General features: G+C 42.6%; 12 protein-coding genes. 6 read left to right on the top strand and 6 right to left on the bottom strand.

Going from position 1 to position 16,249, the window contains the following annotated elements:
- Positions 1-175 precede the first annotated feature (175 nt).
- From AAHF22_RS09820 to AAHF22_RS09830, 3 genes are all read left to right on the top strand, one after another.
- On the top strand, positions 176-5,737 hold the full coding sequence (locus tag AAHF22_RS09820; protein ID WP_347324819.1) for a fibronectin type III domain-containing protein: 5,562 nt from the start codon (positions 176-178) through the stop codon (positions 5,735-5,737).
- Positions 5,738-5,953: 216 nt separating this feature from the next.
- Positions 5,954-6,286, top strand: coding sequence for a hypothetical protein (locus tag AAHF22_RS09825; RefSeq protein ID WP_347324820.1), 333 nt, complete (start codon positions 5,954-5,956; stop codon positions 6,284-6,286).
- A 734-nt stretch (positions 6,287-7,020) separates the two neighbouring features.
- Positions 7,021-7,626 carry a hypothetical protein gene (locus AAHF22_RS09830; RefSeq protein WP_347324821.1) on the top strand — a complete coding sequence of 202 codons (606 nt, stop codon included), beginning with the start codon at positions 7,021-7,023 and terminating at the stop codon, positions 7,624-7,626.
- Positions 7,627-8,059: 433 nt separating this feature from the next.
- Here AAHF22_RS09830 and AAHF22_RS09835 read toward each other — a convergent pair whose 3' ends face one another.
- The 3 genes from AAHF22_RS09835 to AAHF22_RS09845 form a co-directional block, all read right to left on the bottom strand.
- Positions 8,060-8,725, bottom strand: coding sequence for a toxoflavin lyase-like VOC family protein (locus tag AAHF22_RS09835; protein ID WP_347324822.1), 666 nt, complete (start codon positions 8,723-8,725; stop codon positions 8,060-8,062).
- A gap of 351 nt (positions 8,726-9,076) precedes the next feature.
- Complete coding sequence (locus AAHF22_RS09840; protein WP_347324823.1) at positions 9,077-9,784, bottom strand: AIM24 family protein; 708 nt, start codon at positions 9,782-9,784, stop codon at positions 9,077-9,079.
- 545 nt (positions 9,785-10,329) lie between these two features.
- On the bottom strand, positions 10,330-10,743 hold the full coding sequence (locus AAHF22_RS09845) for a hypothetical protein (protein WP_347324824.1): 414 nt from the start codon (positions 10,741-10,743) through the stop codon (positions 10,330-10,332).
- Between the two features lie 762 nt (positions 10,744-11,505).
- Here AAHF22_RS09845 and AAHF22_RS09850 point away from each other — a divergent pair.
- The gene (locus tag AAHF22_RS09850; protein WP_347324825.1) at positions 11,506-11,673 is read left to right on the top strand and encodes a hypothetical protein; all 168 of its coding nucleotides are present in this window, start codon (positions 11,506-11,508) and stop codon (positions 11,671-11,673) included.
- Positions 11,674-11,930: 257 nt separating this feature from the next.
- Entirely contained in the window at positions 11,931-12,764 is an 834-nt protein-coding gene (locus tag AAHF22_RS09855) for an EcsC family protein (protein ID WP_347325001.1), read from the top strand.
- A 296-nt stretch (positions 12,765-13,060) separates the two neighbouring features.
- Here the strand turns inward: AAHF22_RS09855 and AAHF22_RS09860 are convergent, their stop codons facing one another.
- The gene (locus AAHF22_RS09860; protein ID WP_347324826.1) at positions 13,061-13,579 is read right to left on the bottom strand and encodes a hypothetical protein; all 519 of its coding nucleotides are present in this window, start codon (positions 13,577-13,579) and stop codon (positions 13,061-13,063) included.
- Positions 13,580-13,775: 196 nt separating this feature from the next.
- Here AAHF22_RS09860 and AAHF22_RS09865 point away from each other — a divergent pair, with 196 nt between their 5' ends.
- The gene (locus tag AAHF22_RS09865; RefSeq protein WP_347325002.1) at positions 13,776-14,495 is read left to right on the top strand and encodes a metal-dependent hydrolase; all 720 of its coding nucleotides are present in this window, start codon (positions 13,776-13,778) and stop codon (positions 14,493-14,495) included.
- A gap of 500 nt (positions 14,496-14,995) precedes the next feature.
- Here the strand turns inward: AAHF22_RS09865 and AAHF22_RS09870 are convergent, their stop codons facing one another.
- Positions 14,996-15,409: an ImmA/IrrE family metallo-endopeptidase gene (locus AAHF22_RS09870; RefSeq protein ID WP_347324827.1), complete on the bottom strand. Its 414-nt coding sequence runs from the start codon at positions 15,407-15,409 to the stop codon at positions 14,996-14,998.
- A gap of 93 nt (positions 15,410-15,502) precedes the next feature.
- The gene (locus tag AAHF22_RS09875; protein WP_347325003.1) at positions 15,503-15,946 is read right to left on the bottom strand and encodes a helix-turn-helix domain-containing protein; all 444 of its coding nucleotides are present in this window, start codon (positions 15,944-15,946) and stop codon (positions 15,503-15,505) included.
- Positions 15,947-16,249: the final 303 nt, after the last annotated feature.

The raw sequence follows: 16,249 nt of genomic DNA on the forward strand, positions 1-16,249 counted from the left end.
TGAAAACAAATTCAAAATTGAGAAGTATCGAATTTTTGTAGATGGCAAGCAAGTCGGCACTTCTACAACTAAAACCTATACCCTGGCAGCACTTCAACCAGCCCAAAAATATGTAATTACTGTTGAAGCTGTCAGCGAAACGGAAAAGGTCTCCAAACCAAGTGATCCATTAACGATGGAGACAGCAATCGATGTACCTTCTAAGCCAGCTAATGTGAAGGTGAAAAGTTCTACCATGCATACGATAGATCTAGTATGGGACAAGTCAAATAGTGCGTCTGCCATTAAAGAGTATGTTATTTATCAAGATGGAGTAGAGATTGGTAGAACTTCTACTTTGACGTATAGCATCAAAAATTTGCGTTCTGGAACGACTTATAACTATTCAGTTCAGAGTGTGAATGATGCCGGTAAGCAATCAGAGCAAAGTGAGATTGTACCTGTAACTTTGGATAGCGATATTCCGACTACACCGGCAAGCCTGACGATGGGCAAGCCAGTAGACGGAACGGCAACAGTTACATGGAACACATCCACGAGTCAAGGCGCGATTCAAAAGTATATTGTTCGAGTAAACGGTGAGGTTGTTACTGAAACTGTTGAAACGAAATATAGTTTGCAATCGATCACTAAAGACAAGTCGTATACGATTTCGGTAACTGCTGTAACGGAGGAAGGAATATCTTCATCTCCAGCTGTATTGATATTACCAGCAGCGCCGATTCATCTATCCGCTACCAATGTAGATATGTATACGAAAAATCTAAGCTGGGAAATTCCAGATAGTCAGAAATCTAGCATTAAAATGTATAAGGTTTATCTGAATAATGCTTTATACAAATCGATAAGTGATACCAGTGTTGAATTGGAACAGCTTGTGCCAGGTAAAGTTTATAAAGTACAAGTTACTGCGATTAGCAATACCGATACAGAATCTTCATTAAGTGATGCTTTGGAAGTTTCTACTATAGCTAGCCCATTGCACAAGAAATTCATTTTTGCTTTGAATGGAAATGCAGCATGGAGTAGAGAGAATGGAGACTTATGGGTATGGGGTGCCAATATTGAAGGCAATCTTGGTGATGGAACTAAAATTGTTAAAACGAATGCCATTCCAATCAACATCAAGAATGTAAAGCAATTATCTAATGGTGGTGGTTCAGGAAGAGGTCTATATACATTAGCCGTCACAGAAAATGGAAAACTGTGGGGCTGGGGGACATCTTTTGACAATGCTATAGGTGATTTAAGCCCTTATACAGGTACACCTAAATTAGTGACTTTGCATGGTAAGTCGGTAGATTCTGTTCTATCTGTTACTAGTGTGCAAGCTATGAACTATATATTAAAAACCGATGGAACTGTTTGGCGCTTTGGTGCACCTTCAGGCGACTTATATCAAGTAGACGGTCTTACATCCGTTATTCAGATTGTAGGCGAATATGCTCTGAAGAGCGACGGAACCGTGTGGAAATATACTGGCTCCAGTATCGTACAATTAAAAGGCATTTCGGATGTAAAGGAGATAACGTATGGATATGGTCTGAAAACAGATGGAACTGTCTGGAAATGGACATCGAAAAGTGATAGTAACGATATTGTAGTGAATCAAGTTCCTGGATTAAGTCAGATTATTCGAGTAGAAGCAGGAAGCGGACACATTGTAGCATTAAAACAAAATGGTACAGTATGGACATTTGGCTCCAATATGTGGGGGCAACTAGGCTATGGAACAATAGACGATAGTAAAATGCCTACGCAACGCACGATGCCTGAAGAAGTGAAAGGTTTACGTAATGTTGTGGATGTATCCGCTAGTGGGTCATCGACATTTGCGGTACAAGCAGATGGAACGGCTTGGGGCTGGGGCTTTAACTATGAGGGGCGTTTAGGTGATGGAACAACAATAGATCGGGCTGCACCAGTGAAAGTTGTTGAGAACACACCTCCTACGGTTCAATTATTGGAAATGGGAGAACGTGCTCAAAGTCCAAAAACAACAACCAATCCTAAGGTGACGTTCAAATGGGAACAAAAAGATACAGCAGTAGATACTGTATTCAGTGACCTGCAAGTTCAAGTGCTAGATGAAAAAGGGCAAAAAATACTTGATTCTGGAGAAGTACAGCAGGATAAGCTTCAAATAACAACTGGAAACGCTAGTTGGATATCTACACAAGATTTGCCGAGAAATATGAAACTTCAGGTTCAAGTACGAGTCAAAGATGGGACAATTTGGTCTGAATGGTCACAACCAGGTTGGTTTAGCATCTTACCTGAGCCTAGCGCACCTACCGTATTTAGCTTAAATCGTGAAATGGGATGGCTGAAAGCAGATGGAAGCGTATGGATGTGGGGTAAAAACGATACGGGTCAATTGGGAGATGGTACCAATATAACTCAGTTGAACGCAATCCCGATTGATATTCAAAATGTAAAACAGATATTTAACGGGGGCACCTATACGCTTGCTCTTAAAACCGATGGGTCCGTTTGGGGCTGGGGAACGGCATATGATTCTAGTCTAGGTGTAATACAAAGTGGTATAAAAACGCCAGTGCCTGTTGTGCTAGGAAACACGCCACTTAAAGATATTCAGCAAATAGGTTATATGGACAGTTCAAACTATGTCTTGAAAAATGATGGAACCTTATGGTATTTCGGTAGATTCTCTGATCTGCGTCAAGTGCCAGATTTGAAGTTTATTACTCAATTTATTCGGGGTTATGCGGTGAAAAGTGATGGAACCGTCTGGAGATTTGATAATAGTTATGCAAAGGATTTGCCAGAGCTAACCGATGTTCAACAAATTACATCATCTTACGTGCTGAAAAAAGACGGAACGGTCTGGAGTTGGTACTATGATCAGTTTACTAAAAAAACAACGGTTAAACAGATCACAGGATTAAGTGACATTGCACAACTTCAAGATGGAATGGCATTGAAGAAAGATGGAAGTGTATGGACATGGGGACAAGGATATAACGGACAGCTTGGGGATGGTACGACGAATTATCGCGAAACACCCGCTCAAGTCAAAGGTTTAAATCAGGTTGTAAGTATCTCTTCTGATGGATTGTCATTGATTGCTTTACAAGCAGATGGAACAGCTTGGAGCTGGGGATTAAATGATCAAGGACAATTGGGAGATGGAACGAAAACGACTCGTTTAACACCTGTTCGTGTTCTTGAAAATATCCCACCTGTAGTTAAAGTGCTAGAACTTGGAGAAAGTGCTGAACATTCAGTCCAGATAGCTAATCCAAGAGGCGACTTTAAGTGGGAACAAAAAGATAATATGCCAAATACGTTGTTTAGTGATATGCAAATTCAAGTATTAGATGAGAAAGGTGAAAAGATACAAGATTCTGGTGAACTAAAGCAAGATAAAACACAAATGGCATCTGCTACAGGTAGCTGGCTCACCCATCAAGATCTACCAGAAAATGTGAAGCTTCAAGTTCAAATACGTGTTAAAGACGGAAGTATGTGGTCTGACTGGTCACTGCCGGGCTGGTTCATCGTGAAGAGTGAAATGACTACAACTTCTGCTCCTCGTGTATTCAACTTGAATCGTACTATAGGTTGGATCAAAAATGATGGTAGTTTATGGATGTGGGGTGATAATACCTACGGAGAATTGGGTGACGGTACAAATAATAGTCGACTTGATGCCATACCTGTTAATGTGAATGATATCAAACAATTAGTTAACGGAGATCAATATATCGTTGCATTGAAAAATGACGGAACCGTCTGGGGATGGGGAACTTCGCAGTGGAAAATGTTAAGTGATGTGAGTGTAGACAAGCAAGTTCCTAAACCAATTACTTTCGGTGGACAAGCAGTTAAAAACGTTAAACAAATCAGTTTATCTTCTGTACCATATATACTAAAAGATGATGGAACCGTTTGGTATTTTAGTGGAAGATCTGCATCCGGATTAAGTCAAATATCTGATATTAATGATGTCTCTCAAATTTATCAGAATTACTCTGTGAAAAGTAACGGAACGGTTTGGATATCCAGTAGCGGCTATTCAAAAAAACTACCGGAGTTAACGAATGTGCTTCAATTAACAGGAAATTATTTATTGAAAAAAGATGGAACGGTTTGGAAATGGGCTTATAATGAATCAACTGAAAAAACAACAATAAGTCAAGTTACAGGTTTAAGCCAGATCGTTCAAGTGCAAACTGGAATGGCACTGAAGAAAGATGGAACGGTTTGGACATGGGGGATTAATGGTGCTGGACAATTAGGAGATGGTACCAATACTTCCAGGGAAAATCCTGCTCAAGTTCAAGGTCTGGATCAGGTTACAAGTATAGCTTCTAATGGCTATTCGCTGATTGCTCTTCAGGCAGATGGAACAGCCTGGACATGGGGAAGTAATGCGCAAGGACAATTAGGCGATGGAACAAAAATTAATCGCTCTACACCAGTGAAGGTAATCGACAATACGCCTCCAACAGCTAAATTGCTTGAGCTGGGAGCATCTGCTCAAAATCCATTAGTGCTCGGTAATTCGCGATTCACCTTCAATTGGGAGCAAAAAGATAATATGCCGAATACCGTATTTACTGATATGCAGATTCAAGTGCTAGATGAGCAAGGAACACAAATATTGGATTCAGGTGAACTAAAACAGGATCGAGCCCAAAGTTTCACTGGAATCGGAAACTGGATTGGAAGTCAAGAGTTCTCTGAAAATATTAAATATCAAGTTCGTGTACGTGTTAAAGATGGAAGCGCATGGTCGGAATGGTCGCAACCGGGCTGGTTTATTGTGAAACTTGAGGTGGATTCATCGTCTGCACCTTCGCCGGCAGTATTCAGCTTAGACTTCAAAATGGGTTGGGTCAAAGCAGATGGAACGGTATGGATGTGGGGACAGAATGAATCAGGACAACTGGGTAATGGAACGACGACCAACCAATCCCAAGCTGTACGCACGTATATCCGAAATGTAAAACAGTTAGCTGGCGGAGATAAGTATACGCTTGCCCTCAAAACAGACGGCTCTTTATGGGGATGGGGAACGACCTCTGATGCTAGCCTGGGTGAGGGACTTGCTAACAAAAAGATGCCTGGACGAATTATAATTGGAGGACAACCACTTAAAAATATTCAACAGATCGTTAGTTTGAGTGGAGTCAATTATATACTAAAAAATGATGGAACCGTTTGGTATTTTGGCCCAAATTCTGATTTGCGTCAAGTACCTAACTTAACATCCATTAGTCAGCTTAGTAGAATTGCAGCTCTGAAAAATGATGGAACCGTTTGGCAGTACGATACGACTTCTGCCAAGATCGTATCAGAATTGACTAATGTTCAGCAGCTGATGTCAAGTACTATTCTGAAAAAAGATGGGACAGTATGGCGATGGTGGTACAATGACAGCACTAAAAAATTTAATGTTACACAGGTATCTGGATTGACTCAGGTTACTCAGATTCAGAATGGAATGGCTGTGAAAAAAGATGGAAGTTTGTGGACCTGGGGAGACAATGTCTATGGACAATTAGCAGATGGAACCCAAAAATATCGAGAAGCTGCTGCCCAAGTAAAAGGAATTAGTAAAGTCGTTAGTATCTCTAATAATGAAAGATCTGTAGTTGCTTTACAAGCAGATGGAACGGCTTGGTCATGGGCAGAGAATACTTACGGGCAACTAGGTGACGGAACAACAACGAATCGTTTAGTACCCGTAAAAGTAATAACAGCTAAATAATTTTTATACGAAACTAGAAGTATAGCTAAAATGAGGTCTTTCCACAGGGAAAAACCTCATTTTTACTAAACAGGATATTGCATTTCTATATTAATTGCCCATATCACCTTTCTAGAGTACACTGACATAGGAGAATCTACAGCTTTTTACTGATGTAGCGAATATATACGGAGATATTTCTCACAATTAACAACAATATAGAAAGGCGGAAACGAAATGGTAACCATTCATATTCGTCAACCGAAGCTAGAACGATTAGAAGAGCCAGAAAAAGGCTACATTGGGCGTGTAGAGCTTGAAGTAGAAGGGCATACACAGCCGTATGAACTGACGCTGTTTTCCAAGCGTGGACACGATTGGGATTATAGCTTACATTTTCTGAATGAATCCGGTAAAGAAGAAGAGATTGAAGCGGTAGAGCAGATCATTGAAGAAGATGATGACCAGTTCGACCGTATTATTGAAGCGATCTGGGAAGTGTATCCGGGACCGGAAGAGCATAAACCGAAAGATTATCGTTCCACAACGGATGAATCCGACCTTAGTTAAACCCTCTTATAGCTGCTTCCACTGTACATACAGCGGAGCAGCTATTTATATCACCATATACATATTGATTACATCTGTACATTGATAAGAAAAATAGGGTACAAAGACGTAAGCCTAAAGGTAGGATCACCTTACTGGGCGATAGCAAACCAACAACGATGTAACAGCTTACTTTCCGAATAAGTTGTCCACGTTTAAAAGATATTAAAATTCAAAAAAATGCGGTATTACGGGCTTTTTAACCTTTTCAATGTTAAAAATGATGGGTATATATGACTAGCACTTGCATTTATGTGTAGCTACATTATGACAAATATCCTCAAAATTTGAAGCATGGAGTCTTTAGACTCAGGATTTTATAGCCTATGCCCTGTATATTTAGTAATAACTGGATGATACGCAAAAGGGACACTCTAATAAAATGAGAAGCGATGAGGCAAAATATGCATCTTATGGGGATAAGGAAGCATTCTAACCATTTGCTTGTATTCGTATTCTCCTAGCGGTTATGATAACGAAGGCCCATAGCGGGCTGAGGTGGATCGAATCGATCGTTGCATATAAGCGCTGGATTAGAGTGGTGTCTGAATCTATGAGTTCAAACATTTGGCGAACAACACAATAGATGCGAAATGGCGGCACGAACGAACAATGTCGCTGGAATAGTGGAAGCGCGACAAAAAGGGACGTTAAAGAATGCCAATCTGATGGATTGTCCAGAGAGGAGATTAGTAATGATCAGTTTTTTTCGCAATAAAACGATTCCGTTAGCTGAGCAATGGAGTAAGCTGCAAGAAGCCGGAATTCACCTCCAGGCAAACATGGATATGGAGCAGGTGGTAGCTGGCAATTCACTGTCCTGGTATGAGGAGAAGCCGTATACGCATCTGCTTATTTCACTTGGAGAAAAGGTATGTAAAGAAGATACAGATCTAAATTGTGCTTATCCAAGCGACCAGCTCTGGTATGTGGATCTGCAAGCTGTGGAAAATACGGATTTGTACAGTCAGCTGGCTGAACGTATGGTGATGATGACCGGCGGAGCGCTGGATATGAGCCATATCCGTAGTTGCCTCGACCATGAACAGGAGCGTGTGTTATTTAGCTTCCTGCATGGGGGAGAGCGTGTAGAATGGGATATTCAGTATTATAGCGAATGGGTAGACAAATCGTTTTTCGATCGTATGATTATGCTGGATCGTCAGCGCGGTGGAGAACGCGAATTTGTATATATGACGCTGGGCCAACATCTGCTGATCGCGTATATCGACCAGACCCAATTCAAGCTGCTGAACAAGCTCGTCGATCCGAAGTTTAATGTATGGACGATGAAAAAGTAAATGCTGGATCGCTCTGGAGAAATGTAAAAGTAGCATCGTTTCAGTTATCGTCATAAACCGGTAGCATGATGTCAGAAAAAGAGCGCTACGCCACTAGAAAAGCCGAGATTCGTATACGAACAGCCAGGTGCTGTCCGAGCGAAGCTCGGCTTTTTGCGTCCAATTGATAAGCTGGATCACTTGTTTTTTCTGGTGAATAAGTGACGAGCAAGCCCACTAGCTTACAACTCGCCAGCAAATGACGAGCTGAATGAGCTGTTTACTTATGTCCATTATGTCCAGCCAATAAGGAGCAGAATCAACAGCTTATATCGATCTAGTTAATGAGCAGGAGAAGGAAGTTCTATATATCGAGATAACAAGATCACGAGCAAAAGAGACGAGCAAATGACACAGCAACTGCATCGTCTACGTATGTCCAGTAAGCAATGAACTAGATCACCAATTCGCCCGTATCCAGTACCGACAGGCTGGCTCCTGTAGACCATTCAATATGCAGCGGGTAAATCACTGAAACTTGTTTGGAAAAGAACCAGCGCCGTCCTACAGGACCGAGCAGCAAAAACATGTCCTGTTCCCCAACAAAGTTCAATCCGGTCGTCTCCATTTGATCTAACTCGACCGGCAAGGACGCCTGTTTCAGCAACAATGCGGCTTGTTGGACATCGTGCGTCGTTATATTAATTTCACCGATACTTAGCAACTGTGCTGGTGAGAATGGAACGTCCAGTACAGGAGCAGCCTGCTGGCGTGCAATAAGCTCGATAATATTGCCAGCCGGGTCCTCAATATAACAGGAATACGCATCCAAAAATTTAAAATAAGCTTGATCTGAGCCGTTTTCCGTAAGTAGCTCACCGAAACGACTCAACCATGTTTTGGCTGCTTGAAAATGATTGGCAGCAATATTGATCGCTACATGGTAAAAAGGATTCGTTTCACCAGCAGCAGTACGGAATTGAATCTGCGACTCTTTTAATGTGATAGTAAACGCATCTGCTTGCTGGTGCACATGATCTTCCCCCAGCACCTTGGTATAAAATTCAAGCATACGGTGGAACGGTGCGGTATATAGTGTAAGTTGTTTGATCGAAGTCATCTACATCTCCTCCAGGCTGTGTATGGTGTAAGATTGGAACCTGCGATGACCAGCATAGTATAGTCGTTGAGAGCGTCGAGCGAATGGATGTACACACACCCTAAGCAACGGATCGCATTGCCGCGTTGCCGGATGTTGATCGCATTCCGTATTTAAGCATATCTCCTATTGGGTCGCATCCCATACGCATCCCATAGGATGAGGTATATTTTAAATACAGCAGCAACGAGCTGTCATCCCTTATCCCATACTGTACATGTCAGGTATAAGAAGATTATATTGCACTCCAACCCCATTAGGTGGGAAATCATCAAAGCTTCAGCAACAACTCAGAAACCGTTCAGCCAATGTTCATTTAATGAAAATACCGCCAAATGGGATAACCTCACGCAAAATACGCTTGAACAGGCTATTATCTTCCAGGTGCTCCTCCAGCTCCCCATGATCATGACCGCTATGCAGCAAAACTGAACCACTGCCAGTAATTGCCCACTGATAATGCATATGCTGGCTGGCCAGATGATTGCCGTACACACTTAGCCGCAAATCAGCATTTTCGGGATAGGCAAGCAGGCTACGCGAATCGACATAAATTGGCTCTTGGGGATGCAGATTCAGCTCGACGACAGCGCCACGTGTGAGCAGACCGATTTCACCTTCGCCACTGAATTTCACCTTGATAATATCGCGGGTGATCAATATATTTTTTAGCTTGAGCAATCGGGTTTGCATCGTAATCCCGGCTGTATAATAAAACAAATGGCGAAAATCATACAGCAGATCGCTACCTGCATCAATGCGGATTGGCACCAGATTGAAGCCAGGCGGTAAAGAACTGACAAAACGGCAAGGCCCGGTAAAGTCAGCCCGAATCAGATTGCGTTTCCGGTACATGCCTTTCACATCCATGAGGCGATCGTTACGTCCGGCTGAGGGACCTTCATAGGCGATAATCTGACCTGGATGCAGCATATGCAGTTTTTCGGCGTCAGCTAGCTTAACGATCATCGCCTGACCGCCATGTGGAAGGGTTGAAGATTGCTGCCATTCCAGTTGCATCGGGTAAACCTCCTTAGAATAGGGTGCGTCGAATAAGAGATGTGAATGAAATATATACGATGAGTATAGATGAGCATAAATGAAGATAAGCATAAATAAACGAGTAAATAAACGAAAGTTAATCCTAATACGTGTGGATTATGATACATGTTTATGGTGATAAATGGAACCGGCGAGCGGGAAGGCGATTTGCATTTATTGTAGCATGAATACGCGGTTGTTATAGAACGTGAAGTTTGAGCAGGCTAGACTAGTAATGATCAGCCAGATAGCTATGCTACCAGCCGCCACATGGACCAAGTTAAATATTATATTTGATCGTGTGCTGGCATTTTTGTGAATAAGAATTTAAATCGGATGTAAAGTTAAAATTAATCTCGGTCAAGGTACTGTATGTGGATGAGACTACATGCAAAGTCTAATCTACTTTGTCTTAGAAAACGTACATTTGTATACCTCATGAATCTCTCGCCTGCTATTCTCTATTGATCTATCCAGAGCAAGTATGATTACACAAATAATGGCACAAAAAAACCGCCGTAACATTAACGGCGGCGTAGTCCAAAACGAACGAGGCGGGTGAACACGAACCAGAGCAACACAAGACCGATGGCAGAAAACAGTAATGTTTTCCAGAAACGAGCGCTAGCAGCGCGTTCGGCTTCAGCTTGTTGTAATTGTTTGACCGTTTGGGCGAGCAATTCGTTTTGCTCGGCAAGGCGAGTGTTTTCATCGCGAAAAGCTTGCATATTTTGCTTCGCTTCATCAAGCTGGGTCATCGCCTGATCGTAGTTTTGTTTGAGTTGATTGACCTCCTGTGGAAGCTCGGTGAAGCTCTGGATACCATTTTTATAATCTTCCCACCAACCGGCATGAGCTGTAGATTGATTCCACAGTGTACCGGTGCATGTCAGCGTTAACGTGAAGAGGGCGGACAGCATAAGGCGTTTATATTTCATTCGTGTGGTTGTTCCTCCTTCAATATGAACAGCGTTTATATAGGCAATATGAACAGCATGTATAGAGGGCGATGCGGATACCATAATTGATGTGTATGCAAGAGTGACTTTAACTAGAATTACAATTAAAACAACTACAATCCATTATACCTAACCAAAGCATGAGATCTGCAAGTTCGTCATCTCGTATTCACAATAATAAATGTAAAGACGATATAGCGATAAATATTAAAAAGAATAGAAATGAATATAAACAAGATCTGTGTATAAACAAAAGTAGAAACGTAAATTGCATCAGTATTATTTGTGAATTACCGTCATTATATACGTAATAAACACAGAAAAGGTGCCGAATTTGAAACTTTTATCAAAAAAATACCAAATGTAATGTTGACAATATCCAAATTTTAGCGTAAAGTAGAGCAAATCTTCCATGCAGTCATCTTTTCTGTCATTGGGATTACATGTATAGACGTTGTAGGATATACATTTGCCCAGTGAGGTTAGATTAGATGGCATTATTTTAAGTAGCTATCATACCTATGTTTAAAGTGGAATAAGACAGGGTAATAGCTATTTGTCCTGAATAATCATGTGAATGCTCTCGTCCATGCGATGCGATTCACACCAACTTTTCCTATTTTTGATCCTTAGCGATAAAGGATCAACGACACTATATAGTCATAGTCGGATCGTTCGTAGCGATGTTATGATGATCCATCCCACTAACAAAACAATGATAACAGCAAGGAGTGACACATTATGCATCAAACTAACTTTGAATCGAACTTCAAAAAAGTCATGATTACGGTAAACGGTGAGCCTGTAGGTAAAGGTCTTGTCATTGATAGCGTAACTTACGCGCCCGTTCGTGATATTGATACAACTGCATCTTTGATTGAGCAAGAACCGACTGCGCCAACTGCGTAACAGACGGCTTAGTATTGAAATGAACATTTCTGCCGTGAACGGGCAGAAACATAACGATCACACGCAAGACGCAGGCTACAGCACTGTGTCTTTTTTTGTATGTGCTCATCCTTTAACAACAGCAGACAAAAGAAAAGGAATGATCATGTTGTTTATCACGTGTTTCAAGTTGCCAGCTTGAGTATAATAGTCTTAAAAAGCTCGTATAGGGCAAGTTAGCAAAGATGATGAATTGAGAAAGCTGGAGGGATCAGATGATGGAGATACACGAGACACGTGAACAATTGGAGCAGGAACTACAGCAGATTATAAAATGGGAAAAAAATCAGCATGGCTCATCATGGTTAGACCGTATTGGGCGTATTCCATTTGCGGTGTTAGATCGCTTAACTCCCAAATTCATTCGCGATAAGCTGGGTATCGCTTTGAATGAAATTGGACGTTTTATCCAATCCGGTGGTTCCTATCTGATTTCTCCGAAGGCGATGATGAAAAAGCTTGCCAAAGCAAGCGGACAGCCAGATTCAGAGCTTAAGCCTAGAGATGTCGCACGGTTACCGCTTCGTGTGATGGACGATACAGCGATGGATCTATCACGCAGTCGCGCTAATCTGGCGGCGATCGAGGGTGCTGCATCCGGTATCGGTGGGATTTTCACGATTGCTGCGGATATTCCGGCAATGATCGGTATTTCTTTGAAAGTGCTACAGGAAATTGCGCTTTGTTATGGCTATTATCCGGCTGATCCGCAGGAGCGTTTGTTTATTCTTAAATGCTTACAATTCGCTTCTTCTGATGTAGTAGGCAAGAAAGCGGTGCTACAAGAGCTGTCTGACTTTGAAAAGGCAGATACGAGCAAAGAGGTATTTTCACAAATTCAAGGCTGGCGCGAAGTGGTAACAACGTATCGCGATAATTTTGGCTGGCGTAAAATGTTCCAGGCTGTTCCGGTTGCAGGAATTTTGTTTGGCTCTGTTGTTAATAAAAACTCACTGGATGGCATTGCTGAGGCAGGACGGATGCTGTATCGTAAACGCCGGATTATGGAGCGCTTGCGTGAGCTGGATGGCGCTGCTGTAGCCGAGGCATAACGTATAAATAAGACTAAATACAACAAAAACGCTGATTTTGCATGGATGTGCAAACATCAGCGTTTTCTTTCCCACAAAAGCGAACATATGTGCTATAATACGAATAGCTGTTCGCTAACCTTTTACATATCATAATCATCATCTATTTGATCCGCAGTCGTCGCGCGCTGTGGATGTTCAATCGAGCAGGTATGTCCCTGCCTGCTGGTTGAATGAGTAGAAGTACGATACGGAATAGTGTGAATATATGGTGTATCCGTAGATGTGAAGATGACGCAGATGCAGACTTATATCGTTTACTGAATCGTATCGCCGGCAGGCGTAAGCTCGCCTAGACGCATATGCAGTATCGTATGATCCGGGTATTTAGGATGATGCTCGGCGAACACAACTACAATCCCTTTATGATGTTGTACATTCGTCCATAGCTGGCGAAGTTTGCTTTGCTCTTGTTTGCTGTAGGACAATGTATATGTGGCTTCATCTCCAGTAAATGCTTGTAACGTATCGAGAAAAGCATCCCAGCTCACTTCATGCTTGAATTGATCGGACGTTTGAGAGTAGATCAATTCATAATTGCCTTGTTGGATATGGTTAACGAGTTGTTCAGGCGGAAGTGGATATTCCTGCGCCGTTTTGGCAGGAGTGCGATTGGACTGTGAAAGCTTGATCACAGGCAGCTGATCGCCGCCTTTTCGCACAAGTTGATTTTGCTCAACTGCTGAATGCGTGCCGAACATATTGCAGCCGCTCAGCAGCAAAGAAGAGATCGTGATCACCGGTACGATGCGTCGCCAATGCTGGAATTGATTCATAAGAGACTCTCCTTATGTGCCGGATGGTGTTCTCGGTCATATCGTGAATCCGGATCAATCATACAAACTATCCGAGTATAGATTAACGATACTACAAAGTGAAGCATTAGCTATATCATTAGCCAAAATTTAACATGAGGTTAATGGAGTGAAAACAGCGGATTTACAAAAGTATAGAAGGGAAGAATATTGCATTATGATGGGCAAATCCCACTTCATCATTAGTACGGGTCTAACCGTCTCCATTATGACGATGGCAGGCGTTCCGGTTACATCTGCTGCCGTAGTCGCCGCTGCTGTTAGTTCATTATTACCCGATATCGACGAGCCTAATTCAATCCTCGTTTCCAAAACGTTGTCTGAGCCGATTTTGCGCATATTACAGACCATTATGTTAGGAGCGATCGTCTGGATTTTGTGGAAAGGTTTGTTCGGTATGCCGTGGGATCTGGGCATTGCAGTAGCCATCCTGTTTATCGTCTTTTTGCCGCTTCGCTCTTTACGTAAAGTCGTGATGTGTCTGATTGGAGTCGGCATCATTATATACGGAAGAGAGATCTCACCGTGGAATTATATGGGCGGCAGCCTGCTTATCATATGTACTTTTTTGCCGCACCGCGGTTTAACCCATACGATCTACGGCACAGCCGCATGGACAGCGCTACTATATGGAACGACCTCTCATACCGGCAATAGCATCTGGTTTGCTGGCGGCGTATCATACTTGCTTCACCTGCTAGCCGATTCACTCACCAACCGCGGTGTCCGTCTCCTGCCACCACTCAAATGGCGCTTACGCTTCAACCTGATGAGCACCGGCACACGTAAAGGCTCCGCCGTAGAAAATGTCTGCATTTTGCTGACGATTATTATTACGGGACTGGTGTTCCTGCCGAAGTTAACAGGTGGTGGATAGGATGCAGATGTTAATAAAGCGGAACAGGATGGAGTCGGCATAGGCGTTTAAGATTTTATAAAGCTGTTGAGGTTCAATGAAAAGTGATTTTTGCAAGCGAAATATCTTACTGTTTTGAGCACGGGCATCTACATTCTTTTCTAATCTATAGATTGCTGTGCGAGGCGGGAGGTCGTCCTTTTATTCCTTACCAGAGTGATTGATCGTTCACCACATGATGTCGCTACAACACAATAAACTGAACTTTCTTTCTTCATCTTTACAACATGTTCATTAAAACATAGCGTAGATATATTCTCCAAACCAGAGTTCAAGCCTACCCAAACGTCCAAACGAACACGCCTAGCTAAGCAGATCCGACCAATCCAAGCAAACCTATCCAACCAAGCAAACCAAGCAAACCAAGCAAACCAAGCAAACCCTGCCCCTCTACAACGCATCTGCACAGCAGACGGCATCCAGAGCAGCAGGGTTTTTTAAATTGAGGAACGTATGTTCGATTAAACGTCAAAAAAATATAGCATTTCCGGTGGAATGCCAGTACGCATAGCAAATGCCTCCAGCGTCTCATCATCACGCTGTTCGCGGCCTGTCGTTAAGAGGGTAATCGCAAACGAATTCGCCTGTCTTTCTAGCTTACCGGGCCAGAAATAAGAGTGCTCTTCTAAAAAGAAACGGCTAAGCCCTTTGTGCAGGCGGTCATGTCCTAATTCATGAGCACATACGAATCGCTGCCATTGCTCGGACAGCCCCTGATTAATGACGATGAAGCGTCGTCTCAGCTTGGCGTAGTACAGCCCTTTGGTGGATTTGCCGAGGTCCATGTAGCGAATATGTATGCCGAGCGCGGTAGCAATCTCGAAAGGGCAATTGGTCTTATATTGATGTACGAGCCTGGCTGCGATATCATCCATCGGTATCATTCACCTCGATTAAGCATTAGGATTGAAGCATCCGGTAGGAAGCTGTGGAACCGTCTGACGATTGAAGCACATCATCCGCCTGCTTTAGGAGCCACGCCTTTCCTTAGGAGCAGGCGTTACCGGTTTACGCTTGTTCATATGCTTGGCTTCCCAGAATAGCCCGGTTAGCACATCCTTGATCCGCTGTCGGTCTTCCTCATCCAGCGGAACGCCATCGAACATCAATTCTCCGTCTTCTTCCAGCATTTTTTTGAAGTCACGTTTATCGCGTGAGCTTGCCCATTCTGGAATAGGTGGGTGTTCTTCTGGACGCAGATATCCAGCATGATCCATCATTTCAGCATACGAAATGCCCAGTGCTCCTGCCATTTTTTCAATCGTTTGCGGTTTGGGAACGCCACGCTTGCCATTCTCAATGCGCGAGATTTGGGAGGTGCTAATACCGGCTGCATCTGCCAGCTGGTTAATGCTCCATTTTTTCTGTTCACGCATATGCTTCAAATATAGTCCAAATGAAGATTGCTCCACTGACAAAACACCCTTTCTCCCGGCCTCTTGCGCCGCAGATTGCAATATCAAAGCTGAATCTGTTCGAGATCCGTCTGGATTCAGCATATATTCCTTCTTTAACTATACCCCATTATTGCCATTAGGTAAACATTGGAAATGCACTCTTTGCCAAAAGGCATAATCGAGTGAGGAAAAGAGAGTAAATGAAGGATTGAATAGGAAAATCTACGGAATTTGGCAGTTTACGAAAGTCGCTTAACATGATATCTTAAAAATAAGAAATGCGAACAAGATGCGAACAAGATCAAAAAATTGGAATTG

This window comes from Paenibacillus wenxiniae, from assembly GCF_039822605.1.
GTDB classification, from domain to species: domain Bacteria; phylum Bacillota; class Bacilli; order Paenibacillales; family Paenibacillaceae; genus Saccharibacillus; species Saccharibacillus wenxiniae.